Consider the following 17361-nt stretch of genomic DNA (forward strand, 5'->3'; position numbering starts at 1 on the left):
GAGCGAGATAATCTCTCTTCGAGGGGCCCGCCGCAGTCTGCGGAGAGTGTTTCTTCTTCTGCTGCTTGCGCTGGGCTTCGCCTCGGCTACGGCGCCTGCCGCGCCGCAGGGCGGCCGCGTGGCCGTGGTTTTGACGATCGACGGCGCCATCGGCCCGGCCAGCGCCGACTATTTCAAACGCGGCTTGGCAGGCGCCCGGACCCGCGGGGCGGCGATCGTCGTCTTGCAGTTGGACACCCCCGGCGGGCTCGACGCCTCCATGCGCGAGATGATCCGCCAACTTATCGCCTCGCCCGTGCCCGTCGCTGTCTATGTCGCGCCCGGCGGCGCGCGCGCGGCGAGCGCGGGGACCTACATCCTCTACGCCAGCCACATCGCGGCGATGGCGCCGGGCACCAATCTCGGGGCGGCGACCCCGATCCAGATCGGCCTGCCGGGGATACTCCCAGGGAACGAGCCTGAGGGGCAGGACCGCAAGCCGGCCCCCGGCGCCGACGAAGGCCGGCGACCCGCAAAGGACGATCAGGCGCGCGCTCCAGCGGCCGCAAGCCAGACCGACGCCAAGGCGATCAATGACGCCGTCGCCTATATCCGGGCCCTGGCCCACCTGCGCGGCCGCAACGCCGATTGGGGCGAGCGGGCGGTGCGCGAGGCCGCCAGCGTGGACGCCAGCGACGCGCTGGCGGCCGGCGTCATCGACTTCATCGCGCGGGACGTGGCCGACGTGCTGGCCCAGGCCGACGGGCGGGCCGTGACGGTCGGCGACGCCCGGCTTGTCCTGCGCACGCGCGGTCTCGTCATCGAACAGGTCAGGCCGGATTGGCGTCACCAGCTGCTGGCCGCCATCGCCAACCCCAACCTCGCCCTCGTCCTGATGATGATCGGGGTTTACGGCCTGCTCTTCGAGTTCATGAACCCGGGCGCGCTCTTTCCCGGCGTGATCGGCGTGATCAGCCTGCTCGTGGCGCTTTACGGACTGGCCGTGCTGCCGGTGAACTATGCCGGCCTGGCCCTCATCCTGGTCGGTATGGGCCTGATGGTGGCCGAGGCGCTTGCGCCCTCCTTCGGAATCCTGGGCATCGGCGGCGCGGCCGCCTTCCTGTTGGGTGGGATGATCCTGATCGACAGCGAGGCGCCGGGCGTCTCCGTATCGCTTCCCCTGGTCGCCGGCCTCGCCGTGGTCAGCCTCGCCTTTTCGCTGGTCGTCGTGAGGCTGGCGCTCACCGCCCGGCGACGGCGCGTGGTGAGCGGCCGGGAAGAGATGATCGGCTGCCCCGGCGTCGTTCAGACCTGGAGCGACGGAGTGGGCTACGTGTTCGCCCATAGCGAGCGATGGCGCGCCGTCTCAGATGCGCCGCTCCGGACCGGCGACCGGGTCCGGGTCGTGGCGATCGAAAATCTCACCCTGACCGTGGCGCCGGAGAACAGCGTCGATCGCCCTTAGACTGAGGAGTCCTCCATGCTGTCCGGCCTCGTCATCTACCTCCCCATCATCGCCCTTCTGTTCTTCGTGCTTGCAGCGGCGATCAAGATCCTCCGCGAGTATGAACGCGCCGTGGTCTTCACCCTCGGCCGCTTCACGGGGGTCAAGGGGCCAGGACTGATCCTGCTGGTGCCTTTCGTCCAGCAGATGGTGCGGGTCGACCTGCGCACCCTGGTGCTGGACGTGCCGAGTCAGGACGTCATCTCGCGCGACAACGTCTCGGTGAAGGTCAACGCGGTGCTCTACTTCCGCGTCGTCGATCCTGAAAGGGCGACGATCCAGGTCGAAAATTACCTGCAGGCCACCAGCCAGCTGGCGCAGACCACCCTGCGCTCAGTGCTCGGCAAGCACGATCTCGACGAGATGCTGGCCGAGCGCGACAAGCTCAACAACGACATCCAGGAGATCCTCGACGCCCAGACCGACTCCTGGGGCATCAAGGTCGCCAATGTCGAGATCAAGCATGTGGACATCGACGAGAGCATGATCCGCGTCATCGCCCGCCAAGCCGAGGCCGAGCGCGAGCGGCGCGCCAAGGTGATCAGCGCCGAGGGCGAGGAACAGGCTGCGCAGAAGCTGCACGAGGCTGCGGTGATCCTGAGCCAGCAGCCGGAGGCGATGCAGTTGCGCTATCTCAGCGCACTGTCGGTCATCGCCAATGACCGCACGAATACGATCGTCTTTCCGTTTCCGCTCGAAGCGGGATCGATCATTTCCGCGCTTGGCGGCGGAACTCGACCGTCTCCCAGGAGCGGGAAATCGCCGCTCCGCGACGCACCGAAGTAAAGGCGGACGCGGTTTCGGAACACCCCCGCAGTCTCGTCGTTGGGTGTTAATACGTGCCTACCCGGAGGCGCGCCATGGATCTGGCGCACGAACGCACACAGATGGTCGACCGGCAGCTGGCGCGCCGCGGCGTGCGTGACGGCCACGTGCTCGAGGCCATGCGCGAGGTGCCGCGCGAAGCGTTCGTTCCTGAGGGGCTGCAGGAGTTCGCCTACCTGGACACGGCGCTGCCGATCGAAGCCGGCCAGACGATTTCCCAGCCCTACATCGTCGGCCTGATGATCGAGGCGGCCCACGTGCGGCCGGGCGACCAGGTCCTCGAGATCGGGGCCGGCTCCGGCTATGCGGCCGCGGTGATGAGCCGGATCGCCGAGCGGGTCTACGGCGTCGAGCGGCACGAGCTGCTCGCCCGCCTGGCGGCCGAACGGTTGGAGCGGCTTGGCTACGACAACGTCGAAGTCCGCACCGGCGACGGCACCAAGGGGTGGCCCGAGGCCGCGCCGTTCGACGCCATCCTGGTCGCCGCCGGCGGGCCCGCCATCCCGCAGATCTTGAAGGACCAGCTCACCATCGGCGGGCGGCTGGTCATGCCCGTGGGCGAGAGCCAGCGCGAGCAGCAGCTGGTCAAGGTCACGCGCGTCGATGCGACCCGTTTCAAGGAGGAGGACCTCGGCGGGGTGATGTTCGTGCCGCTGATCGGCGAGCACGGCTGGACCGATGACGCCCGCGCCCGCAGACCGACGGAGCCGCGAAGCTTCGAACCTGCCCCTGCGCCATCCATAGCCGGCCTCATCCGCGCCGCCGCCGAGCCGCTGCCCGCCCTGGACGATCCCGCCTTCGGCGTACTTTTCGACCGTTTCGCCGACGCCCGCGTGGTCCTGCTGGGCGAGGCCAGCCACGGGACCAGCGAGTTCTATCGCGCCCGCGCCGCCATCACCCGACGGCTGATCGAGCAGCACGGCTTCACCATTGTCGCCGTCGAGGCCGACTGGCCCGACGCGGCGAGCCTCGACCGCTATGTGCGCCATCGCCCCGCCCCGGCCCACGCCGAGCCGCCCTTCCGCCGGTTCCCGACCTGGATGTGGCGCAACACCGAAGTGGAGGCCTTTATCGAGTGGCTGCGCGGCTGGAACCTGCAGCGGCCCGCCGAGGATCGGGCCGGCTTCTACGGCCTCGACCTCTACAACCTTTCGGCCTCGATCCGCGCCGTGCTGGACTACCTCGACCGCGTGGATCCCGACGCCGCGGAGGTGGCGCGGCAACGCTACGCCTGCCTCATGCCCTGGGCGAAGGATCCGCAGGCCTATGGCCGGATGGCGCTCACCCGGGGCTACGGCGGCTGCGAGGAGGCCGTCGTCAAGACGCTCAGCGACATGCTCGAGAAGCAACTTGAATACGTGGCTCAGGACCCTGAGAGCTTCCTCGACGGCGCGGCCAATGCGCGGCTGGTGAAGAACGCCGAGGCCTACTACCGGGCCATGTACTACCGCGCGCCCGAGAGCTGGAACCAGCGCGACACGCACATGTTCGAGACGCTCTGCGCCCTGCTCGACGCCAAGCGGCCGCCGGCCAAGGCCGTGGTCTGGGCGCACAACTCCCATATCGGCGACGCCTCCAAGACCGAGATGGGCGCGGTGCGCGACGAACTGAACATCGGCCAGCTCTGCCGCGAGCGGTTCGGCCGGGACGCCGCCCTGATCGGCTTCGGCACCGACACCGGCACGGTGGCCTGCGCCAGTGACTGGGACGCCCCCATAGAGATCAAGCTGGTCAATCCCTCGCGACCCGACAGCTACGAGCGCCTGGCGCACGACAGCGGGATCGACCGCTTCCTGCTCGACCTGCGCGAAGGCGTGCACCAACCGCTGCGCGACCGGCTGATCGAGCCCCGGCTGGAGCGTTTCATCGGGGTGATCTACCGGCCGGAGGCCGAGCGCTGGAGCCACTATTCCGCCTGCATCCTGCCGCAGCAGTTCGACGCCTACGTCTGGTTCGACAAGACGAGCGCGGTGACCCCCCTGCCGACCCGGCTGCACAAGGGCGCGGAAGAAACCTATCCCTTCGGCCTTTGAGGATCGACGCTCAAGCAGGCCGATGACCGAGAGGGCCTCCTCATTAGTGTCCGGCCGCTCTTCCGTCGAACGAGGTTCCGCTATCCATCCCGCGGGAAGAGCACTACCTTGACGCGAGAACGGCCAACTTAAGTTGAGCGGTGATCGAGGTCCCCTCGATTGGAGGGGATCTGGGAGGGAGGGAGCCATGGGGAGGCCACGGCGGGGACTCGGCGGATCCCGGCGCGCCGAGTCGGGCGCATGGCTGGCGGCAGGGGTTGTCGTGGCTCTGTCCGGCGGCCTCCCCGCGCGCGCTTCGGACCTGGCTTCAGCCGCGGCCGCGACCGACTTCAGCAGCCTCTCCATCGACGAGCTCGCCAACATCGACGTCTCGTCCGTGTCGAAGGCGGACCAGCCGCTCAGCGAGGCCGCCGCGGCCATCTTCGTGATCACCCACGACGACATCATCCGCTCTGGCGCCAAGCGGTTGCCGGACATGCTGCGCCTGGCGCCCAATCTCCAGGTCGCCCAGGTCACCGCCGCCAGCTTCGCCATCACGGCGCGCGGCTTCAACGGAACGGCGGCCGGCAAGCTGCTAGTGCTGATCGACGGGCGCAGCATCTACACGCCGTTCCTTTCCGGCGTGTTCTGGGACATGCACGATGTGCCGTCGGAGACCATCGAACGGATCGAGGTGATCAGCGGTCCGGGCGCGACGCTGTGGGGCGCCAATGCCGTCAACGGCGTGATCAACATCATCACCCGCAACTCGAAGGACACCCAGGGCGGCGTGCTGAACGTGAGCGGCGGCCGCCGCGAGCGGCGCGCCAGCCTGCAGTACGGCGCAACCCTGGGCGAGGCGCTGACCTACAGGCTCTACGCGCAGACCGCCGACCACGATCACAACGTCACTGCCTCGGGCCTCAACGCCCGCGACGGATGGCGCCAGAGCCAGGCGGGTTTTCGCATCGACTGGGCCCCCGGCCGCGACCTCCTCACCCTCCAGGGCGATGTCTACGACGGCTCCCAGCAACAGGTCCGGGGCAACACCCAAGTCGTCACCGGCCACAACCTGACCGCCCGCTGGACCCGCCAGCTGGACCAGGGAGCGAGCCTGCAGGTGCAGGCCTACTACGACTATTTCGAACGCCGGAAGCCGGGGGTCTACGGAGACTTCCTGCACACCTATGATCTGGAGGTTCAGCACAGCTTCAGCTTGGGCGCCGCGCACGACATCGTCTGGGGCGGGGGCTATCGCCGCACCGAGGATCGCTTCCCGATCGTCCCGGACAACATCTCGCAGCCTGGGGTCATCCAGTTCTTCAGTCCGGAAAGCCGCAGCCTCGACTTCGCCAACCTGTTCGCCCAGGACACCATCGCGCTGTCGCCGGCGCTCAAGCTCACGGTCGGGCTGAAGCTGGAACACGAACCCTACAGCGGTCTGGAACCGCTGCCGAGCGCGCGGCTCTCCTGGAAGGCCAGCGAGACCACGCTCTTCTGGGCGGCGGTCTCACGCGCGGTGCGCGCGCCGACGCGGTTCGATCGCGACTTCTACCAGCGGGGACCGCAGGACATCCTGCCGGAAAGCTTTCAACCGGAGGAGCTGGTCGCCTACGAGTTGGGCTATCGCGGCCAGCCCACCGCGCGCAGTTCCTTGTCCGTCTCAGCCTTTTACAACGTCTATGACAAGCTTCGGACCTTCGAGAGGCCGGGCGGCCGCGGCCGGCCGGTCCTGATCGGCAACGGGATGGAAGGCGAGACCTATGGGATCGAGGCCTGGGGGGCCTATCAGGTCCGCGACTGGTGGCGGTTGTCGGCCGGCGCCAACTGGATGCGCAAGGACCTGCGCTTCAAGCCCGACAGCAGTGGCGTGGGCGGACTTCAGACCGCCGGAAACGACCCAAAGTATCAGGCCTCGATCCGCTCGAGCATGGCCCTGCCAAAGGGCGGATCCCTGGACCTGCAGCTGCGAAGGGTGGGTTCTCTCCCTGCCCCTGCTTCGCCCGCCTATACAGAGCTAAACGGACGTGTGGGCTGGGCCCTTACGGACTCGCTGGAGCTGTCAATCACCGGCTTCAACCTCCTACATGACCACCATCCCGAGTTCGGCGAGATCAGATCGAGGGTGCAACAGGGCGCCAGCGGCGTCGAAACTGCGCGCAGCGTCGTCGTCGACGTCACCTGGAGGTTCGGGAGTTGAACCTCGCCCGGCGTTGCACGAGCGGCGTGGCCGGCCTGGCCGCGATCCTGGCGACGCTAGGCCTCGAAAGCGTCGCCCAGGCCCAGGACAGGTCGATCGAATACGCCGTGAAGGCGGCCTACCTCCAGAAGTTTGCGCCCTTTGTCGCCTGGCCGCCTTCGGCCTTTCCCTCGCCCTCGAGTCCGTTCGCGGTGTGCGTCCTCGGTCGGGACCCTTTCGGCGCGAACCTGGACCAGGCGGTGAGCGGCCAATCGATCTTCGGCCATCCAATGGTGGTCCGGCGCCTGGACCACGTGGATGGGAACAGCGGCTGCCACATCCTCTATGTCGGCGCTTCTCGCAACCAGAGCCCGCCTGACGCGCTGCGCGCGGTGCGCGGCGCCCCGACCCTGACCGTCGCGGATGGCGGTGCGGCCGGCGCCGTCATCCAGTTCGTTCTCAAGGGAAGCCGTGTGCGCTTCGACATCGATACCGGGGCCGCCGCGGCGAATCGGCTGACGATCAGTTCCAAGCTCCTGAGCCTTGCGACCTCCGTGAGGCCGGACTCCGGGAGTTCGTGATGCCCGCCTGGCCGAAGCTCCGCGCACCCATGCGACTGACGCCGCGCTTTGCGGTCGGCGTCGCCGTGGCCCTGCTGCTGGCCGGCGTGGCCATGGCGGTGGCCAACGAATCCCAGGTCAGGGGCCAAAAGCTGCGCGAGGCCACCGTCCAGGCGGAGATCCTGGCGGGCAGCGTCTCCGGCGCTCTGGCGTTCGACGACCCGGCAACAGCCGCGGAATACGTCAACGCCCTGCGCGCCAACCGAGATGTGGAGGTGGTCGGCGTCTATGACACACGCGATCTGCTCGTCGCCGGGTCGGCCGCTGCGCGCGCCCGCCCGCCCGTCGTCAACACCGTAAGGCCGCCGGTCTTCGACGGATCGAGCCTGACGGTGACGGCGCCGGTCCTCCAGGGAAGCAGCCGGCTCGGATCCGTCTATCTGCGGACGATTGTCGAGCCCTTGCCGCGTCGCGCGGCGCGCTACGCGGCCGTGGGCGTGCTGATCCTCATGGCGTCGCTGGTCATCGCGGTCTTCGGCGTCTCCAACGCCTCGCTCGCCGAAGCCCATCGCAAGCTCCGGGTCGAGATGATGGAGCGGGCGAAGGCCGAGGAGGCGCTGCGGCTCAGCCAGAAGGCCGAGGCCGAAGCCCAGCTCGCCATCGCCACCGAACGCGGGCGCACGGCGCTGCGCCAATCCGAACAGCAGCTGGAACTGGCGTTGCGCGCCGGCCGGCTCGGCAACTGGGCGCTCGACCTCGCGTCGGGCCGGATGATGGCGTCCGAGCTCTTCCGGGAGAACTTCGGACTTGGCGCTCACGACGCCTTCGACCGCTACGCCAGCCTCGTCGCAAGGGTGCACCCGGAGGATCGGGCGCGCCAGAAGCGGGCTATGGACGTTGCAATCGCCAAGCGCACGGACCTCGAGAGCGAATATCGGACGATCACGCCGGACGGCGAGACCCGGTGGGTCCTGATGCGCGGCCGAGCCGCCTATGACGACGATGGACAGCCCATCCGGATGACCGGCGTGTCGCTGGACATCACGGCCCGCAAGAAGGCGGACGAGCACCAACGCCTGCTGCTCGACGAGTTGAACCACCGGGTGAAGAATACTCTGGCGACCGTACAGTCGATCGCCCTGCAGTCCGCCCGGGACACCGACGCCGTCACGTTCGAACGCGCCTTCCTCTCGCGCATCGCGGCGCTCGCGCGGGCGCACGATCTGTTGACCGAGGTCGCCTGGGAGGGCGCTGACCTGAAGGAGGTCATCGTACGGACGCTGGCGCCCCACGCCCCCGAGGGACAGGCGGAGCGCATCCATCTTTCCGGGCCTCGCGTGCAGTTGGGGCCCAATGCCGCGGTGAGTCTGACGATGGCCTTCCACGAACTGGCGACCAACGCCGCCAAGTACGGATCGTTGTCGGTCTCGGCGGGTCGGGTGGAGGTCAGGTGGAGCGCGGACTCCCTCCATGATCCGGCGGCCGTAGAGATCGATTGGACGGAATCAGGCGGCCCGGAAGTGTCGCCGCCCACGCGTCGCGGCTTCGGATCACGGTTGGTGGAAAAGGGGCTCGCTCGGGAATTCGACGGACAGGTCGAACTGATCTTCGCGCCGCAAGGCCTGCGCTGCTGCATGCGGCTGCCCCTCTCCCGAAAGATCCAGATGGCGGCCTGATCCCATGATCGAAACCCTCACAGGAGCGCGGTTGCTCGTCGTCGAAGACGAGACCCTGGTGGCCATGATGGTCGAGGACATGCTGTCGGACCTCGGCTGCGTGGTGGTGAACGTCGCCGGATCGGTTTCGACGGGCCTGGCCCTCCTCGCCGATCCGGCCCTGGCGCTCGACGGCGCCATCCTCGACGTCAACCTGGGCGGCGAGAAGGTCTATCCCGTGGCCGACGCGCTGGCGGCCAAGGGCATCCCCTTCATGTTTGCGACCGGCTACGGGATCGGCGGCATCGCCGAGTCCTACTCGCACCTGCCGGCGCTGGCTAAGCCCTACGAACCTCAGGTGCTGGAGAAAACCCTCGCCTCGCTGTTTGAGCGGACGCCGAAGGTCACGCCATAGGTCGGGCAGCCGCGGCGCGGGCGATGCTCGAGATCGGTGACGGCCTGCTGGCGATGTGTCGGGACCGCCCCGTGATCCTCTGGAGGGGGGTCATTGGCCGCCATGAGGATCGGGCTAGGGGGGCTCTGGGACGGCCCCGGCAAAGGATTCAAGAGCGAGCGAAACAGGCCGTTCCACCCGAAGAAAACACCGTTGCGTGAATGGGTTAGGCCGAACGCACATGGTCCCGACGCCGACATTTCGCGCTCGCGTGAGCGTACGTCGCCGGCCGGCGGGCTACGCATTGCTCTGCGGGTAGATTGTTTCGCCGCGTTCGAGCATGGCGACAAAAGTCGCGATCTTTTTCTTCCGGCCGGCTTCAGTCTTCATGTTGTGGGTTCGGAAGGCGAGCGCATAGCGGTTCTGGGCGTTTAGCGTCGCCAACATCGCGCGGGCCTTGGCGCTGGCGTCGATGGCCGCCTGAAGATCGTCCGGGATCTTCATCTCCTTGGCGCTCTGGTAGGCGCGGTTCCATCGGCCATCAGCCTTGGCCGCTTCCACCTCCTTCAGCCCCTGTGCGGTCATCCGCCCCTCGGCGATCAGCCGGGCGACGTTGTCGACGTTGATCTGACTCCAGATGCTCTTCTTGCCCCGCGGGGTGTAGCGCTGCAGGAAACTCTTCTCGTCGAAACCCTTGCGCACTCCGTCGATCCAGCCCCAGCACAACACGACGTCGACAGCCTGTGCCGGCGTAATAGACTTCAGCCCAGAACCAACCTTGTGGATTTTGATCCAGACCTCGCTCTCTCGCCCACAGTTCGCGCCAAGCCAAGTGTAGAAGCTCTCCGCGCTGGAGAACTCGCGCACCTTTTCGAGGTCAATCTGGAAGGGGGGCATTGGGAAGCCTGGTTTGAGGTGCGCGCCATCTTGAGCCGCGCCGCGGTCGGCGTGTGGGGCTCAGCCAAATTCTAGGATCGAGAGCTCCAACTTCCTAGTTCTCCCGCTGACCGTCGCACCCTTCCAGAACGCGTCGGTGGCGTGGGCGGCGGACGACCGCGCCCACAATCCTCGCCAGGGTGGGCGATACGCGGTAGGCCGGGCGCATGACGAGCAAGCCTGACGCGCTGCGGCGCCTGATTGACCTGCCTGGCGTGAACGATCTGGAGTACCGGGCGATCCTGAAGCGCGACTTCGCGGAGCCGGAGGCCCGGGCCGAGTTTCCGGAGATCGATGCGTGCGCAACCGCCCTGTTTGGGTTGACGGCGGACGAGGCCGAGGCGGTGGCGCGGCCCCAGGGCTGGGACGACATTGAGCTGAAATCACCGGCCGTGCAGGTCGCCGCGTTCGAGGGCGAGGGCTGGGACGTCACCGACGACAAGCGGCGGCCGCTGCGCGTGCTGGGCCATTTTTGCGGGCCGCTGTGGTTGGCCGTGCGCGGCGTGGCCGGGACGCTGCCCTTCCTGGCCGAGAGCAACGAGCCGGAGGCCTGGGTCTCCAAGCTGGAGGCGGAAGCCAAACGGTTCCGCAAGCGCTAGGCGGCGGACTACTCGTCCGCCAGCAGGTAGCGGAGACCGCGTCCAGCGACGGCGAAAAGGGCGAAGCTCACCGGCCAGATGGCCAAAAGTCTCCAGTCTCTTACGGCGCCAGACAGCGCGGCGCCGGCGGCGATGCACAGATTAACGCCGCCAAGGATCAAAAACAGCCAATGAAGCAGCCGCCCGAGGCGAACCCGGAAGGTCGCCGCCGACGCTCTGCGAGTGGGCCAAAAGAAACTCATAGCCACACTTCCCACGTCAACCTGAATGACGACTGACGTTGTATGCTTAATTTCTCCGACTATCGCATGCATCACCCATAGGCGGATCTCGATACCGCCATCCTATTGAAGCACTCGCAGAACGACCGCGGCCGGTGTCCATGCGCTGGCGCGTTTTCTCAGGTCCGCGCCTTCGGAACAGCGAAACCGTCGGGCGGGCTGGGCGTTCTGCTGACGTGTCGCAGTATCGCTTCTTCATCGTGCCCAGGGCTCAGCGGTGGACCATTCGTGGCGCCAGCCGAGAGATCGGGGCTTTTGGCGACCCGACGCAGGCCCTGGCTACAGCCCTTGAAGTCGCCACCATCGAGGAAACGAGAGGTCACGCCGTAGAGGTTCTGCGCCAGGATCCTCAGGGGCGTTGGCTGCGAGTCGCCGCCGCCTCGACAGCGGTCTGGTCCGTCAGGGCGGACGGCGTGGCGGCGATTGATCCCAACCGCTAGGCGAAGACGATTGTCGCCGTCGGAAGACGACCGCAACAGCCCGTCCATGGCAGGATGGGGTCGGCCCTTTCGTCTGGCCTGGGGAGCGCCGCCATCACACCGGTCTTGCTCGTCGCCGTCGGCATCGCGCTCTGGATGCTCATCGCGCCAGGGGAGCGATTCCTGGGCGAATTCGCCCATCTGCTTTCGGAGGCGCGCGTCCGGCGCGGGCCATTCAGCCTTCTTTCGGGCCGCTCCTACGCCAGCGGGCTGTTTCGCGGCCGCGAGGTTGCGGTCCGGCTGCAGCTCAAACGCAGCCGCTACTCACCGGGCTACCTCGTCTTGGCTGTGCGGACGTCCGCGCAGGGCGGCCTCGGCGCCGCGGCCTTCCTCGCCCAAACCTGGCAAGGCGCGGCGGGACAGGCGCGATCATGGCTCGACGACCGCAACCTGGAGCTCAGCGTCGAGGGGGAGTGGCTGAAGGTGCTGTGGCAGCCGCAGGGGTTCGTGATTTTCCCCGGTCGCTTTTCAGCCGAAACCTGGACGCAGGTGTTGGAGGCGATGGCGACGATCGCGAGTTCGCTCGGCTCGGACACGGGCGTCAGCCGTCATGACGCGGATGGTGGGTGATCGACACGATGTCCGGCGCCTGCACGACCGGGGCGAACGTCGTCCGCACCCGCGCTGACAGGACCATCGCAGGCGTCCAGACCAGATAGCCGCCCAAGGCTCCGAGCAGGATCGGGATTGGCGCGTTCACGAATGCGACATAGCGGTCGAGACCATCGCTCAACATCGCGACTTCGGTCGCTCCGTCGAACAGGGGACGCAGAGCCGCCGCCATCGACGTCGCCTCCGCCGCGCCGCGCATGCTCGCGAACACCAGGGCCGACAGCAGGATGGCGCTCACCAGATATAGGCGGGGGAAGCGGCGGCTGCGGGTGACGAGCAGGGCGAGCAAGAGCGATGAGGCCGCAACGAACAGGGCCATGGCCGCCAGCTCGAAAAACGGCGGCGTCAGCGCAGCGGCGATGGGAACCAGGATCAGGCCCGAACCATTGGCGTTGGTGCCTTCCCAGATCCCCGACCGTTCCATGAGGTCGATCAGTCGGGCCCACTCGGCGAGGAATGGGCGAAGGGCGAGAAGCAGCCAGAACGGGAGCGCCGCAAGGGCTGCGGCCAGTCCGAAGATCCAGCCACCGGGCTCCGTTCCGCCGGGGCGCGGCTGGCCGCCCTCGTTCGGCAGCAGGGTGCGACGTGAGGCTGTGAGGTAGATCGCCAAGGCTCCGGCGACAATGAAGACGCCGCCGACCTGAAACAGCATGGCGAGAAAATTGGCGATCGCCGGCCAGCCAGTCGAAAGTCCGTGAGCAGCGAAACCGGCCACGAACACGGCCATGCCGGCGAGCAACATGGCGTTGGCGAGCGCTCGAAACGCCCACAAGGCGAAACCGTCGATCAGCCTTTTCATCCGTCGGGTCCGAACGCTGGTCGGGAGACGCCTGACGGTGTCATGAGATGCCGCCGAGGCGCACCACAATCGCTCGCCCCGGAGATCGGATGTCAGGCGGCGGCTCGCTCCGTCGCGGCGAGTTCGCGATGGAAGGCTGCGCCCAGCCGGTAGCCTTCGCCGCGGACGTTCTCGATCACGTCGTGGCCGAGCGCTTTGCGAACGTGAGCCACCTTGCAGCCGACGAGGCTGGCGACGCGCTCCTCGACCTGATCGCGCCCGGGCAGCGCCTCCAGGATGTCGTAGCGATGCAGGACCTTCGGATAGGCCGAGAAGAGGATGCCGACGAGCGCGGCCTCCTGCGGCTTCAACTTCGCCAGCAGGGGATGGCGCGCTGGGGTGGACGTCATGCCCGCCGCGGAGAGCGCGCCCTTCAGGGTGGCGCAATAGGCGGTCAGGTCGGCGACTTCGCGCTTCAGGAAGGCGAGCAGTTCCGAGGGCCGTGCATGGTTGAGATCCGCCAGGGTGAGCCCGATCGGATTTGCCGACCGCGGGGCGGGACGTGCTTGTTCAATCACTGCGAGCGTCTGCATGGTTCCGTTCCGGTTCCGGCTTCAGGGCTTTGCACCCCCCTCTTCTACTTCAAGTAATAAGGCGCAACCCTGCGGCGTGCTGTCCAAGAGCCGCGGCAGGTTGCCACTACGGTTCAGATGGAGCATCGCCAACGAACGCCTTCAGAAGGGCTCACTTTTGCGCTGGGGTCAGGCAAGCGGAGCCGTGACAGCGAGCTGACCACCGCTAGCCTGGCAGGGCTGGGGCCGAGAGAGTGGAGACAGATGGGCACAATCGAGGACCATAATCGGCGCGTGCTAGTCAGGATGGCTGTCGACCGGCTCGTACATCCGCACCACGGGGACGGAGAGGAGGAGGTCCGGATCTACACCGAACTGCTCAAGCTCAGCGTCTTCGGCATTTCGGGCTACCTCCTCGAGATGAACCCCGAGGCTCATAACCGGTGCCAGATGCTGATCAGCGGTCTCGAACAGTTGCTGAGCGAACTGCAGACGCTCGCCGGCGGCTAGTCGTTGATGTTCCGCCTCGGACTTTGGAAGGGCGATGGGCAGGGTCAGACCTAGCTTCGCCGCGCGATCCAGACCGCCGCGCGCAGCTGGTCCAGGACCTCGGTCGTGGCCACGCCGTCGTCGAAGCTGGGGACGATCTGCCGGCCGTCGCGAAGCGCGTCGCGCACCGACGCCAGCCAGGGATCGATGGTCTGAGCGTAGGCGTTCCCGGCCGGCGCCCCGAGATCGAAGGTCTCCGCCGCCCCGCCAGGCCGCCGCAGCGTCAGGACCTGATCGTCGACCACCTCGATCGCGCCTTCGGCGCCCAGCAGGACCAGGCGTTCCGGCATCGTCACCGCGGCGGCGTAGGCCGTGTCGAAATTGAAGGTGCAGCCGTCATCCATCACGAACCAGGCGGAAAAGGCGTCTTCCGCCGTGGCGGGGTGCGCGACGCCGTCCTGGTCCAGCCGCGAGGGGATCTCAGTTCTGGCGACGCCGCCACACTGGACGATCTCGCGTCCTGTCAGCCATCTCAGGGTGTCGATGGCATGGGCGCCGTACGCCCCGATCCAACCCCCGGCGCGATCGGCGTCGAACAGCCAGCCGTACTTCTGGCCGCGCAGGCCGTCGCCGAACATGGTCCAGCTCACGTGCTGCAGCGCGCCGATGGCGCCCTCGTCCAGCAGCTGCCTGAGCCTGAGATGAGTGCGCTTCCAGCGGAGCTCGAAATTGACGAAATGCAGCAGGCCGAGGTCATGCGCGCGGTCGCGCATCCGCCGCGCCTCCTCGGCGTTGCGGCCAAACGGCTTGTCGCAGAGCACCGCGCAGCCCCGGTCCAGCGCCATCATGACGTGCTCGTGGTGCAGGAACGGCGGGGAGTGGACCGAGACCAGGTCGAGCCTCCCGGCCAGGGCCTGGCTCAAGGCCTCGCCGTCACGTGGCGAGACGACCCTGGGGCTCATCCCGACCCGGGCATAGGCGGGCGCCATGACATGGGCGCCGAACCCCGCGCCGATAACGAGGACCTCCATGGCGCCGACCTCCCTTGTAACGCCCGGCTCGCCCAGGCCACGCCAAGCGTATTGTCATATCCATCGGACCCGCTTCTAATTTCTGCGGGCGCGCGCGGGCGACGCCCCCTGCCCGGCCGCTGCGCCGCACAAAATTTGCCGACGCCTTCCGGGGCAAGATGGGGAGGATCGCATGTACAAGGTGCTCTGGTTTCTGAAGCGCAAGGCCGGGATCACGTTCGAGCAGTTCCAAGACCATTACGAGACGAGCCACTCCGTCCTCGGACAGAAGTATTTCGGGCACAGGCTGCTCGAGTACAAGCGCAACTACAAGGTCGAGACCTGGGGCGGGGGCGTCACCGGGGAGGACGGCGGCCATGGCTTCGGGCCGAAGCCCTGGGACTACGACTGCGTCACCGAGTGGGTCATGCCCGACGAGGCGGCCTACGACGAGATCATCCGGCTGCTGGCGGATCCTGTCATCAGCAAGGTCTTCTACGAGGACGAGGAGCATTTCCTCGATCGCGACGCCACCCTGCTGATCAAATGCGACGCCCGGGACACCGGACCGGGCGACGGCGCGGAGACGCTCAGGCTGCAGCGGGCCTGAGCGTCAGCTGTCACGCTCTAAGACACGCCGAGGAAATCCCGCTTGCCGAGCTCTACTCCGTTGTGGCGCAGGATCGCGTAGGCGGTCGTCACATGGAAATAGAAGTTCGGCATCACCTGCAGCAGCAGGTAGGGCTGACCCTTCACAACGCTGGTCTCGCCCCGGCGCGTGAGCGTGATGTCCCTGTCCTCTGAGCCGTCGATCTGTGACGGCTCGAAGGTCGCAAGGAAGGCCGACGTGGCCTCGACGCGAGCCCGGAGCTCCGCGAAGGACGTCTCCACATCCTCATAGGGCGGCGGCTCGATCCCGGCGAGGCGAGCCGTCCCGCCCCTCGCGAAGTCAGTCGCAATCTGCACCTGGCGCTGGAAGGGAAACATGTCCGGGTACAGCCGAGCCTGGAGCAGCGCAGCGGGATCTATCTTCCGCTGCTCGACGTAGTCGGCCGCCTTATCCAGTCCTGTGAGAAGCCCCTTCAGGGCTTGGGTGAAGACCGGCGCCGAGGCTTGGTACATTGAAAGCGACATTGCGACTCCCGTGGCGCGTCAAAGATGCCTGCCTTCTACAGACAGCACTGCGTCCCGTCTCCGGATCTCGAAAGCGCGCGGTGAGCGCGAACGCGACTGTCCGAAAGCGTGGCCTTATGATCATTCGCCAGAGTCAGACCGCCGCAACAGGTCCATCAAACAGGTGGCGCGCTGGCAACGAGCCCCCACATCGCCCCGCGCGCCAGCGGCGGCGCACCGCCGCCTCAAGGGACGCCCTCCGCGCGACGCGGCGCGGGGGGCGTTTCCCATCGGCGGGGGAACGACAGCCGACCTTGGTCCGTTTTCCATCTCTCGCAGGCAAGAGGTGGTTCATGCACGAAGACGCGCGCCTTCCACAGGAGATGTATGACGGCGCCGCCGCCCCGAAAGGGTCGATCTGGGCGCAGCGCCTCAGGCGGTTGAAAGATCGGGCTGAGGTGGCTCGGATAGACGCGACCCGGACGCTCCGCGACCGCACGGCGATAGCCGCGAGCACCGGCCGGGCGCAGGTAGAGCGCGCGCAAAGCTTCGTCTCGACACAGGCTCGGCGTCGTCCCCTGGCCGTGACCGGATTGGCCGCGGCTGCCGGGGTCGTCATCGGCCTCGCGCTCAGAGCCCGAGCACGCGCACGCTCCCGCTAGCGCGTCCCGGCCACCCATTGCGGCGAGTCGACCGTGTCCAGGCCGAGGAATGCCGATGTTCCAGGTTCCGACCCCTCGGGGAGATCTAAACGTCTCCCGACATGACGTGGCCAAGGCGAGTGATCGCCTGTTTCCGCTCTCGTCGGAGCGCCGTAACGCGGCGCACGAGAAGGCTCGCAAGGTGCTGAGCCGACGAGACAGTCGTCGCGCCGCCGCCATCGTCGCGGCCGCCGCCGCGCTGGCGGCGCTGCTCGCCCCTGCAACGGCCATCTAGGTTGGGCTCCTGCTGAGCTGATCTTCGCCTCGCCGCTCAGATGTAGGGTACGGCGCCGTAACGCCCGTAGTAGTCGAACAGGCGCGTGCGCCAGGTGTCGCCCGCCCCGAGCGCCTCCAGTTCCTCCCGGGTCAGGGAAGGCGCATCCTCGAGGATCTTCTTCTCCAGGGAGACGACGAAGCCGTTGCGGTCGGGGTCGTAGTCGAGCACCGACCAGGGCAGCGGGTGGAACCGCTCCCCGATGCCCAGGAAGCCGCCGAAGGACAGGATCGCGTAGATCACGTGGCCGGAGACCTTGTGAATGGAAAGGTCCTCCACATGGCCAATGCGCTCGCCCTCGCGGTTCAGCACCGGCGTGCCGGTCACCCGGCTCGACATGATAAGTTCGTGGGGAGATTTGACGCCCATGGCGCTGCTCCAGGTGCAGCGGCGCTCCCATCGGGCGGCA

Annotated in this window: 18 protein-coding genes; 12 read left to right on the forward strand and 6 right to left on the reverse strand. The window is 67.4% G+C overall.

Going from position 1 to position 17361, the window contains the following annotated elements; genetic code table 11:
• Positions 1-46 precede the first annotated feature (46 nt).
• The 7 genes from ACSQ2B_RS09400 to ACSQ2B_RS09430 all read left to right on the forward strand — a co-directional run bounded on the left by ACSQ2B_RS09400 (position 47) and on the right by ACSQ2B_RS09430 (position 9129).
• Complete coding sequence (locus ACSQ2B_RS09400; protein ID WP_436049220.1) at positions 47-1444, forward strand: NfeD family protein; 1398 nt, start codon at positions 47-49, stop codon at positions 1442-1444.
• Positions 1445-1459: 15 nt separating this feature from the next.
• Positions 1460-2269, forward strand: a complete 810-nt coding sequence (locus tag ACSQ2B_RS09405; protein ID WP_436049222.1) for a slipin family protein — start codon at positions 1460-1462, stop codon at positions 2267-2269.
• Positions 2270-2343: 74 nt separating this feature from the next.
• Positions 2344-4341: a protein-L-isoaspartate(D-aspartate) O-methyltransferase gene (locus ACSQ2B_RS09410; RefSeq protein WP_436049223.1), complete on the forward strand. Its 1998-nt coding sequence runs from the start codon at positions 2344-2346 to the stop codon at positions 4339-4341.
• Positions 4342-4603: 262 nt separating this feature from the next.
• Entirely contained in the window at positions 4604-6520 is a 1917-nt protein-coding gene (locus ACSQ2B_RS09415; protein ID WP_436049225.1) for a TonB-dependent receptor plug domain-containing protein, read from the forward strand.
• Positions 6517-7080, forward strand: a complete 564-nt coding sequence (locus ACSQ2B_RS09420) for a YfiR family protein (RefSeq protein WP_436049226.1) — start codon at positions 6517-6519, stop codon at positions 7078-7080. Before ACSQ2B_RS09415 ends, ACSQ2B_RS09420 begins: the two co-directional genes overlap by 4 nt.
• Positions 7080-8735 carry a sensor histidine kinase gene (locus tag ACSQ2B_RS09425; RefSeq protein ID WP_436049228.1) on the forward strand — a complete coding sequence of 552 codons (1656 nt, stop codon included), beginning with the start codon at positions 7080-7082 and terminating at the stop codon, positions 8733-8735. The genes ACSQ2B_RS09420 and ACSQ2B_RS09425 overlap by 1 nt, the downstream gene beginning before the upstream one ends.
• 4 nt (positions 8736-8739) lie before the next feature.
• A complete protein-coding gene (locus tag ACSQ2B_RS09430; protein WP_436049230.1) occupies positions 8740-9129 on the forward strand; it encodes a response regulator in 390 nt (129 codons plus the stop codon).
• A gap of 276 nt (positions 9130-9405) precedes the next feature.
• On the opposite strand, the gene ACSQ2B_RS09435 is transcribed toward ACSQ2B_RS09430, so the two are convergent.
• Positions 9406-10005 carry a YdeI/OmpD-associated family protein gene (locus ACSQ2B_RS09435; RefSeq protein ID WP_436049232.1) on the reverse strand — a complete coding sequence of 200 codons (600 nt, stop codon included), beginning with the start codon at positions 10003-10005 and terminating at the stop codon, positions 9406-9408.
• Between the two features lie 206 nt (positions 10006-10211).
• Between ACSQ2B_RS09435 and ACSQ2B_RS09440 the strand changes: the two genes are divergently transcribed.
• Together ACSQ2B_RS09440 and ACSQ2B_RS09445 are read left to right on the forward strand one after the other, a co-directional pair.
• Entirely contained in the window at positions 10212-10643 is a 432-nt protein-coding gene (locus tag ACSQ2B_RS09440) for a hypothetical protein (protein WP_436049234.1), read from the forward strand.
• An 826-nt stretch (positions 10644-11469) separates the two neighbouring features.
• Complete coding sequence (locus ACSQ2B_RS09445) at positions 11470-11973, forward strand: hypothetical protein (RefSeq protein WP_436049236.1); 504 nt, start codon at positions 11470-11472, stop codon at positions 11971-11973.
• Here ACSQ2B_RS09445 and ACSQ2B_RS09450 read toward each other — a convergent pair.
• Positions 11945-12814, reverse strand: a complete 870-nt coding sequence (locus tag ACSQ2B_RS09450; protein WP_436049238.1) for a hypothetical protein — start codon at positions 12812-12814, stop codon at positions 11945-11947. The two genes, ACSQ2B_RS09445 and ACSQ2B_RS09450, sit on opposite strands and share 29 nt — an antisense overlap.
• 92 nt (positions 12815-12906) lie before the next feature.
• Positions 12907-13386, reverse strand: coding sequence for a helix-turn-helix domain-containing protein (locus ACSQ2B_RS09455; RefSeq protein WP_436049239.1), 480 nt, complete (start codon positions 13384-13386; stop codon positions 12907-12909).
• A 285-nt stretch (positions 13387-13671) separates the two neighbouring features.
• On the opposite strand from ACSQ2B_RS09455, the gene ACSQ2B_RS09460 reads away from it, so the two are divergent.
• A complete protein-coding gene (locus ACSQ2B_RS09460) occupies positions 13672-13875 on the forward strand; it encodes a hypothetical protein (RefSeq protein ID WP_436049240.1) in 204 nt (67 codons plus the stop codon).
• Positions 13876-13925: 50 nt separating this feature from the next.
• Here the strand turns inward: ACSQ2B_RS09460 and ACSQ2B_RS09465 are convergent, their stop codons facing one another.
• The gene (locus tag ACSQ2B_RS09465; protein WP_436049241.1) at positions 13926-14885 is read right to left on the reverse strand and encodes a Gfo/Idh/MocA family protein; all 960 of its coding nucleotides are present in this window, start codon (positions 14883-14885) and stop codon (positions 13926-13928) included.
• 172 nt (positions 14886-15057) lie between these two features.
• Here ACSQ2B_RS09465 and ACSQ2B_RS09470 point away from each other — a divergent pair, with 172 nt between their 5' ends.
• Positions 15058-15474 (forward strand): EthD domain-containing protein, encoded by a 417-nt coding sequence (locus tag ACSQ2B_RS09470; protein ID WP_436049243.1) that lies wholly within the window; start codon positions 15058-15060, stop codon positions 15472-15474.
• A gap of 17 nt (positions 15475-15491) precedes the next feature.
• Here the strand turns inward: ACSQ2B_RS09470 and ACSQ2B_RS09475 are convergent, their stop codons facing one another.
• The gene (locus tag ACSQ2B_RS09475) at positions 15492-15998 is read right to left on the reverse strand and encodes a DUF1993 domain-containing protein (RefSeq protein WP_436049245.1); all 507 of its coding nucleotides are present in this window, start codon (positions 15996-15998) and stop codon (positions 15492-15494) included.
• A gap of 696 nt (positions 15999-16694) precedes the next feature.
• On the opposite strand from ACSQ2B_RS09475, the gene ACSQ2B_RS09480 reads away from it, so the two are divergent.
• Positions 16695-16913, forward strand: coding sequence for a hypothetical protein (locus ACSQ2B_RS09480; protein ID WP_436049247.1), 219 nt, complete (start codon positions 16695-16697; stop codon positions 16911-16913).
• A 36-nt stretch (positions 16914-16949) separates the two neighbouring features.
• Here the strand turns inward: ACSQ2B_RS09480 and ACSQ2B_RS09485 are convergent, their stop codons facing one another.
• Positions 16950-17321, reverse strand: coding sequence for a PRC-barrel domain-containing protein (locus ACSQ2B_RS09485; protein ID WP_436049249.1), 372 nt, complete (start codon positions 17319-17321; stop codon positions 16950-16952).
• Positions 17322-17361 lie beyond the last annotated feature (40 nt).

The sequence above is a fragment of the Phenylobacterium sp. LjRoot225 genome (assembly GCF_964252855.1).
Classification (GTDB): domain Bacteria; phylum Pseudomonadota; class Alphaproteobacteria; order Caulobacterales; family Caulobacteraceae; genus Phenylobacterium.

Coding starts and splice junctions, on each gene's coding strand:
- ACSQ2B_RS09405 (WP_436049222.1), top strand. CDS start 1,460: ATGCTGTCCGGCCTCGTCATCTACCTCCCCATCATCGCCCTTCTGTTC.
- ACSQ2B_RS09410 (WP_436049223.1), top strand. CDS start 2,344: ATGGATCTGGCGCACGAACGCACACAGATGGTCGACCGGCAGCTGGCG.
- ACSQ2B_RS09425 (WP_436049228.1), top strand. CDS start 7,080: ATGCCCGCCTGGCCGAAGCTCCGCGCACCCATGCGACTGACGCCGCGC.
- ACSQ2B_RS09430 (WP_436049230.1), top strand. CDS start 8,740: ATGATCGAAACCCTCACAGGAGCGCGGTTGCTCGTCGTCGAAGACGAG.
- ACSQ2B_RS09435 (WP_436049232.1), bottom strand. CDS start 10,005: ATGCCCCCCTTCCAGATTGACCTCGAAAAGGTGCGCGAGTTCTCCAGC.
- ACSQ2B_RS09440 (WP_436049234.1), top strand. CDS start 10,212: ATGACGAGCAAGCCTGACGCGCTGCGGCGCCTGATTGACCTGCCTGGC.
- ACSQ2B_RS09450 (WP_436049238.1), bottom strand. CDS start 12,814: ATGAAAAGGCTGATCGACGGTTTCGCCTTGTGGGCGTTTCGAGCGCTC.
- ACSQ2B_RS09455 (WP_436049239.1), bottom strand. CDS start 13,386: ATGCAGACGCTCGCAGTGATTGAACAAGCACGTCCCGCCCCGCGGTCG.
- ACSQ2B_RS09460 (WP_436049240.1), top strand. CDS start 13,672: ATGGCTGTCGACCGGCTCGTACATCCGCACCACGGGGACGGAGAGGAG.
- ACSQ2B_RS09465 (WP_436049241.1), bottom strand. CDS start 14,885: ATGGAGGTCCTCGTTATCGGCGCGGGGTTCGGCGCCCATGTCATGGCG.
- ACSQ2B_RS09470 (WP_436049243.1), top strand. CDS start 15,058: ATGTACAAGGTGCTCTGGTTTCTGAAGCGCAAGGCCGGGATCACGTTC.
- ACSQ2B_RS09475 (WP_436049245.1), bottom strand. CDS start 15,998: ATGTCGCTTTCAATGTACCAAGCCTCGGCGCCGGTCTTCACCCAAGCC.
- ACSQ2B_RS09480 (WP_436049247.1), top strand. CDS start 16,695: ATGTTCCAGGTTCCGACCCCTCGGGGAGATCTAAACGTCTCCCGACAT.
- ACSQ2B_RS09485 (WP_436049249.1), bottom strand. CDS start 17,321: ATGGGCGTCAAATCTCCCCACGAACTTATCATGTCGAGCCGGGTGACC.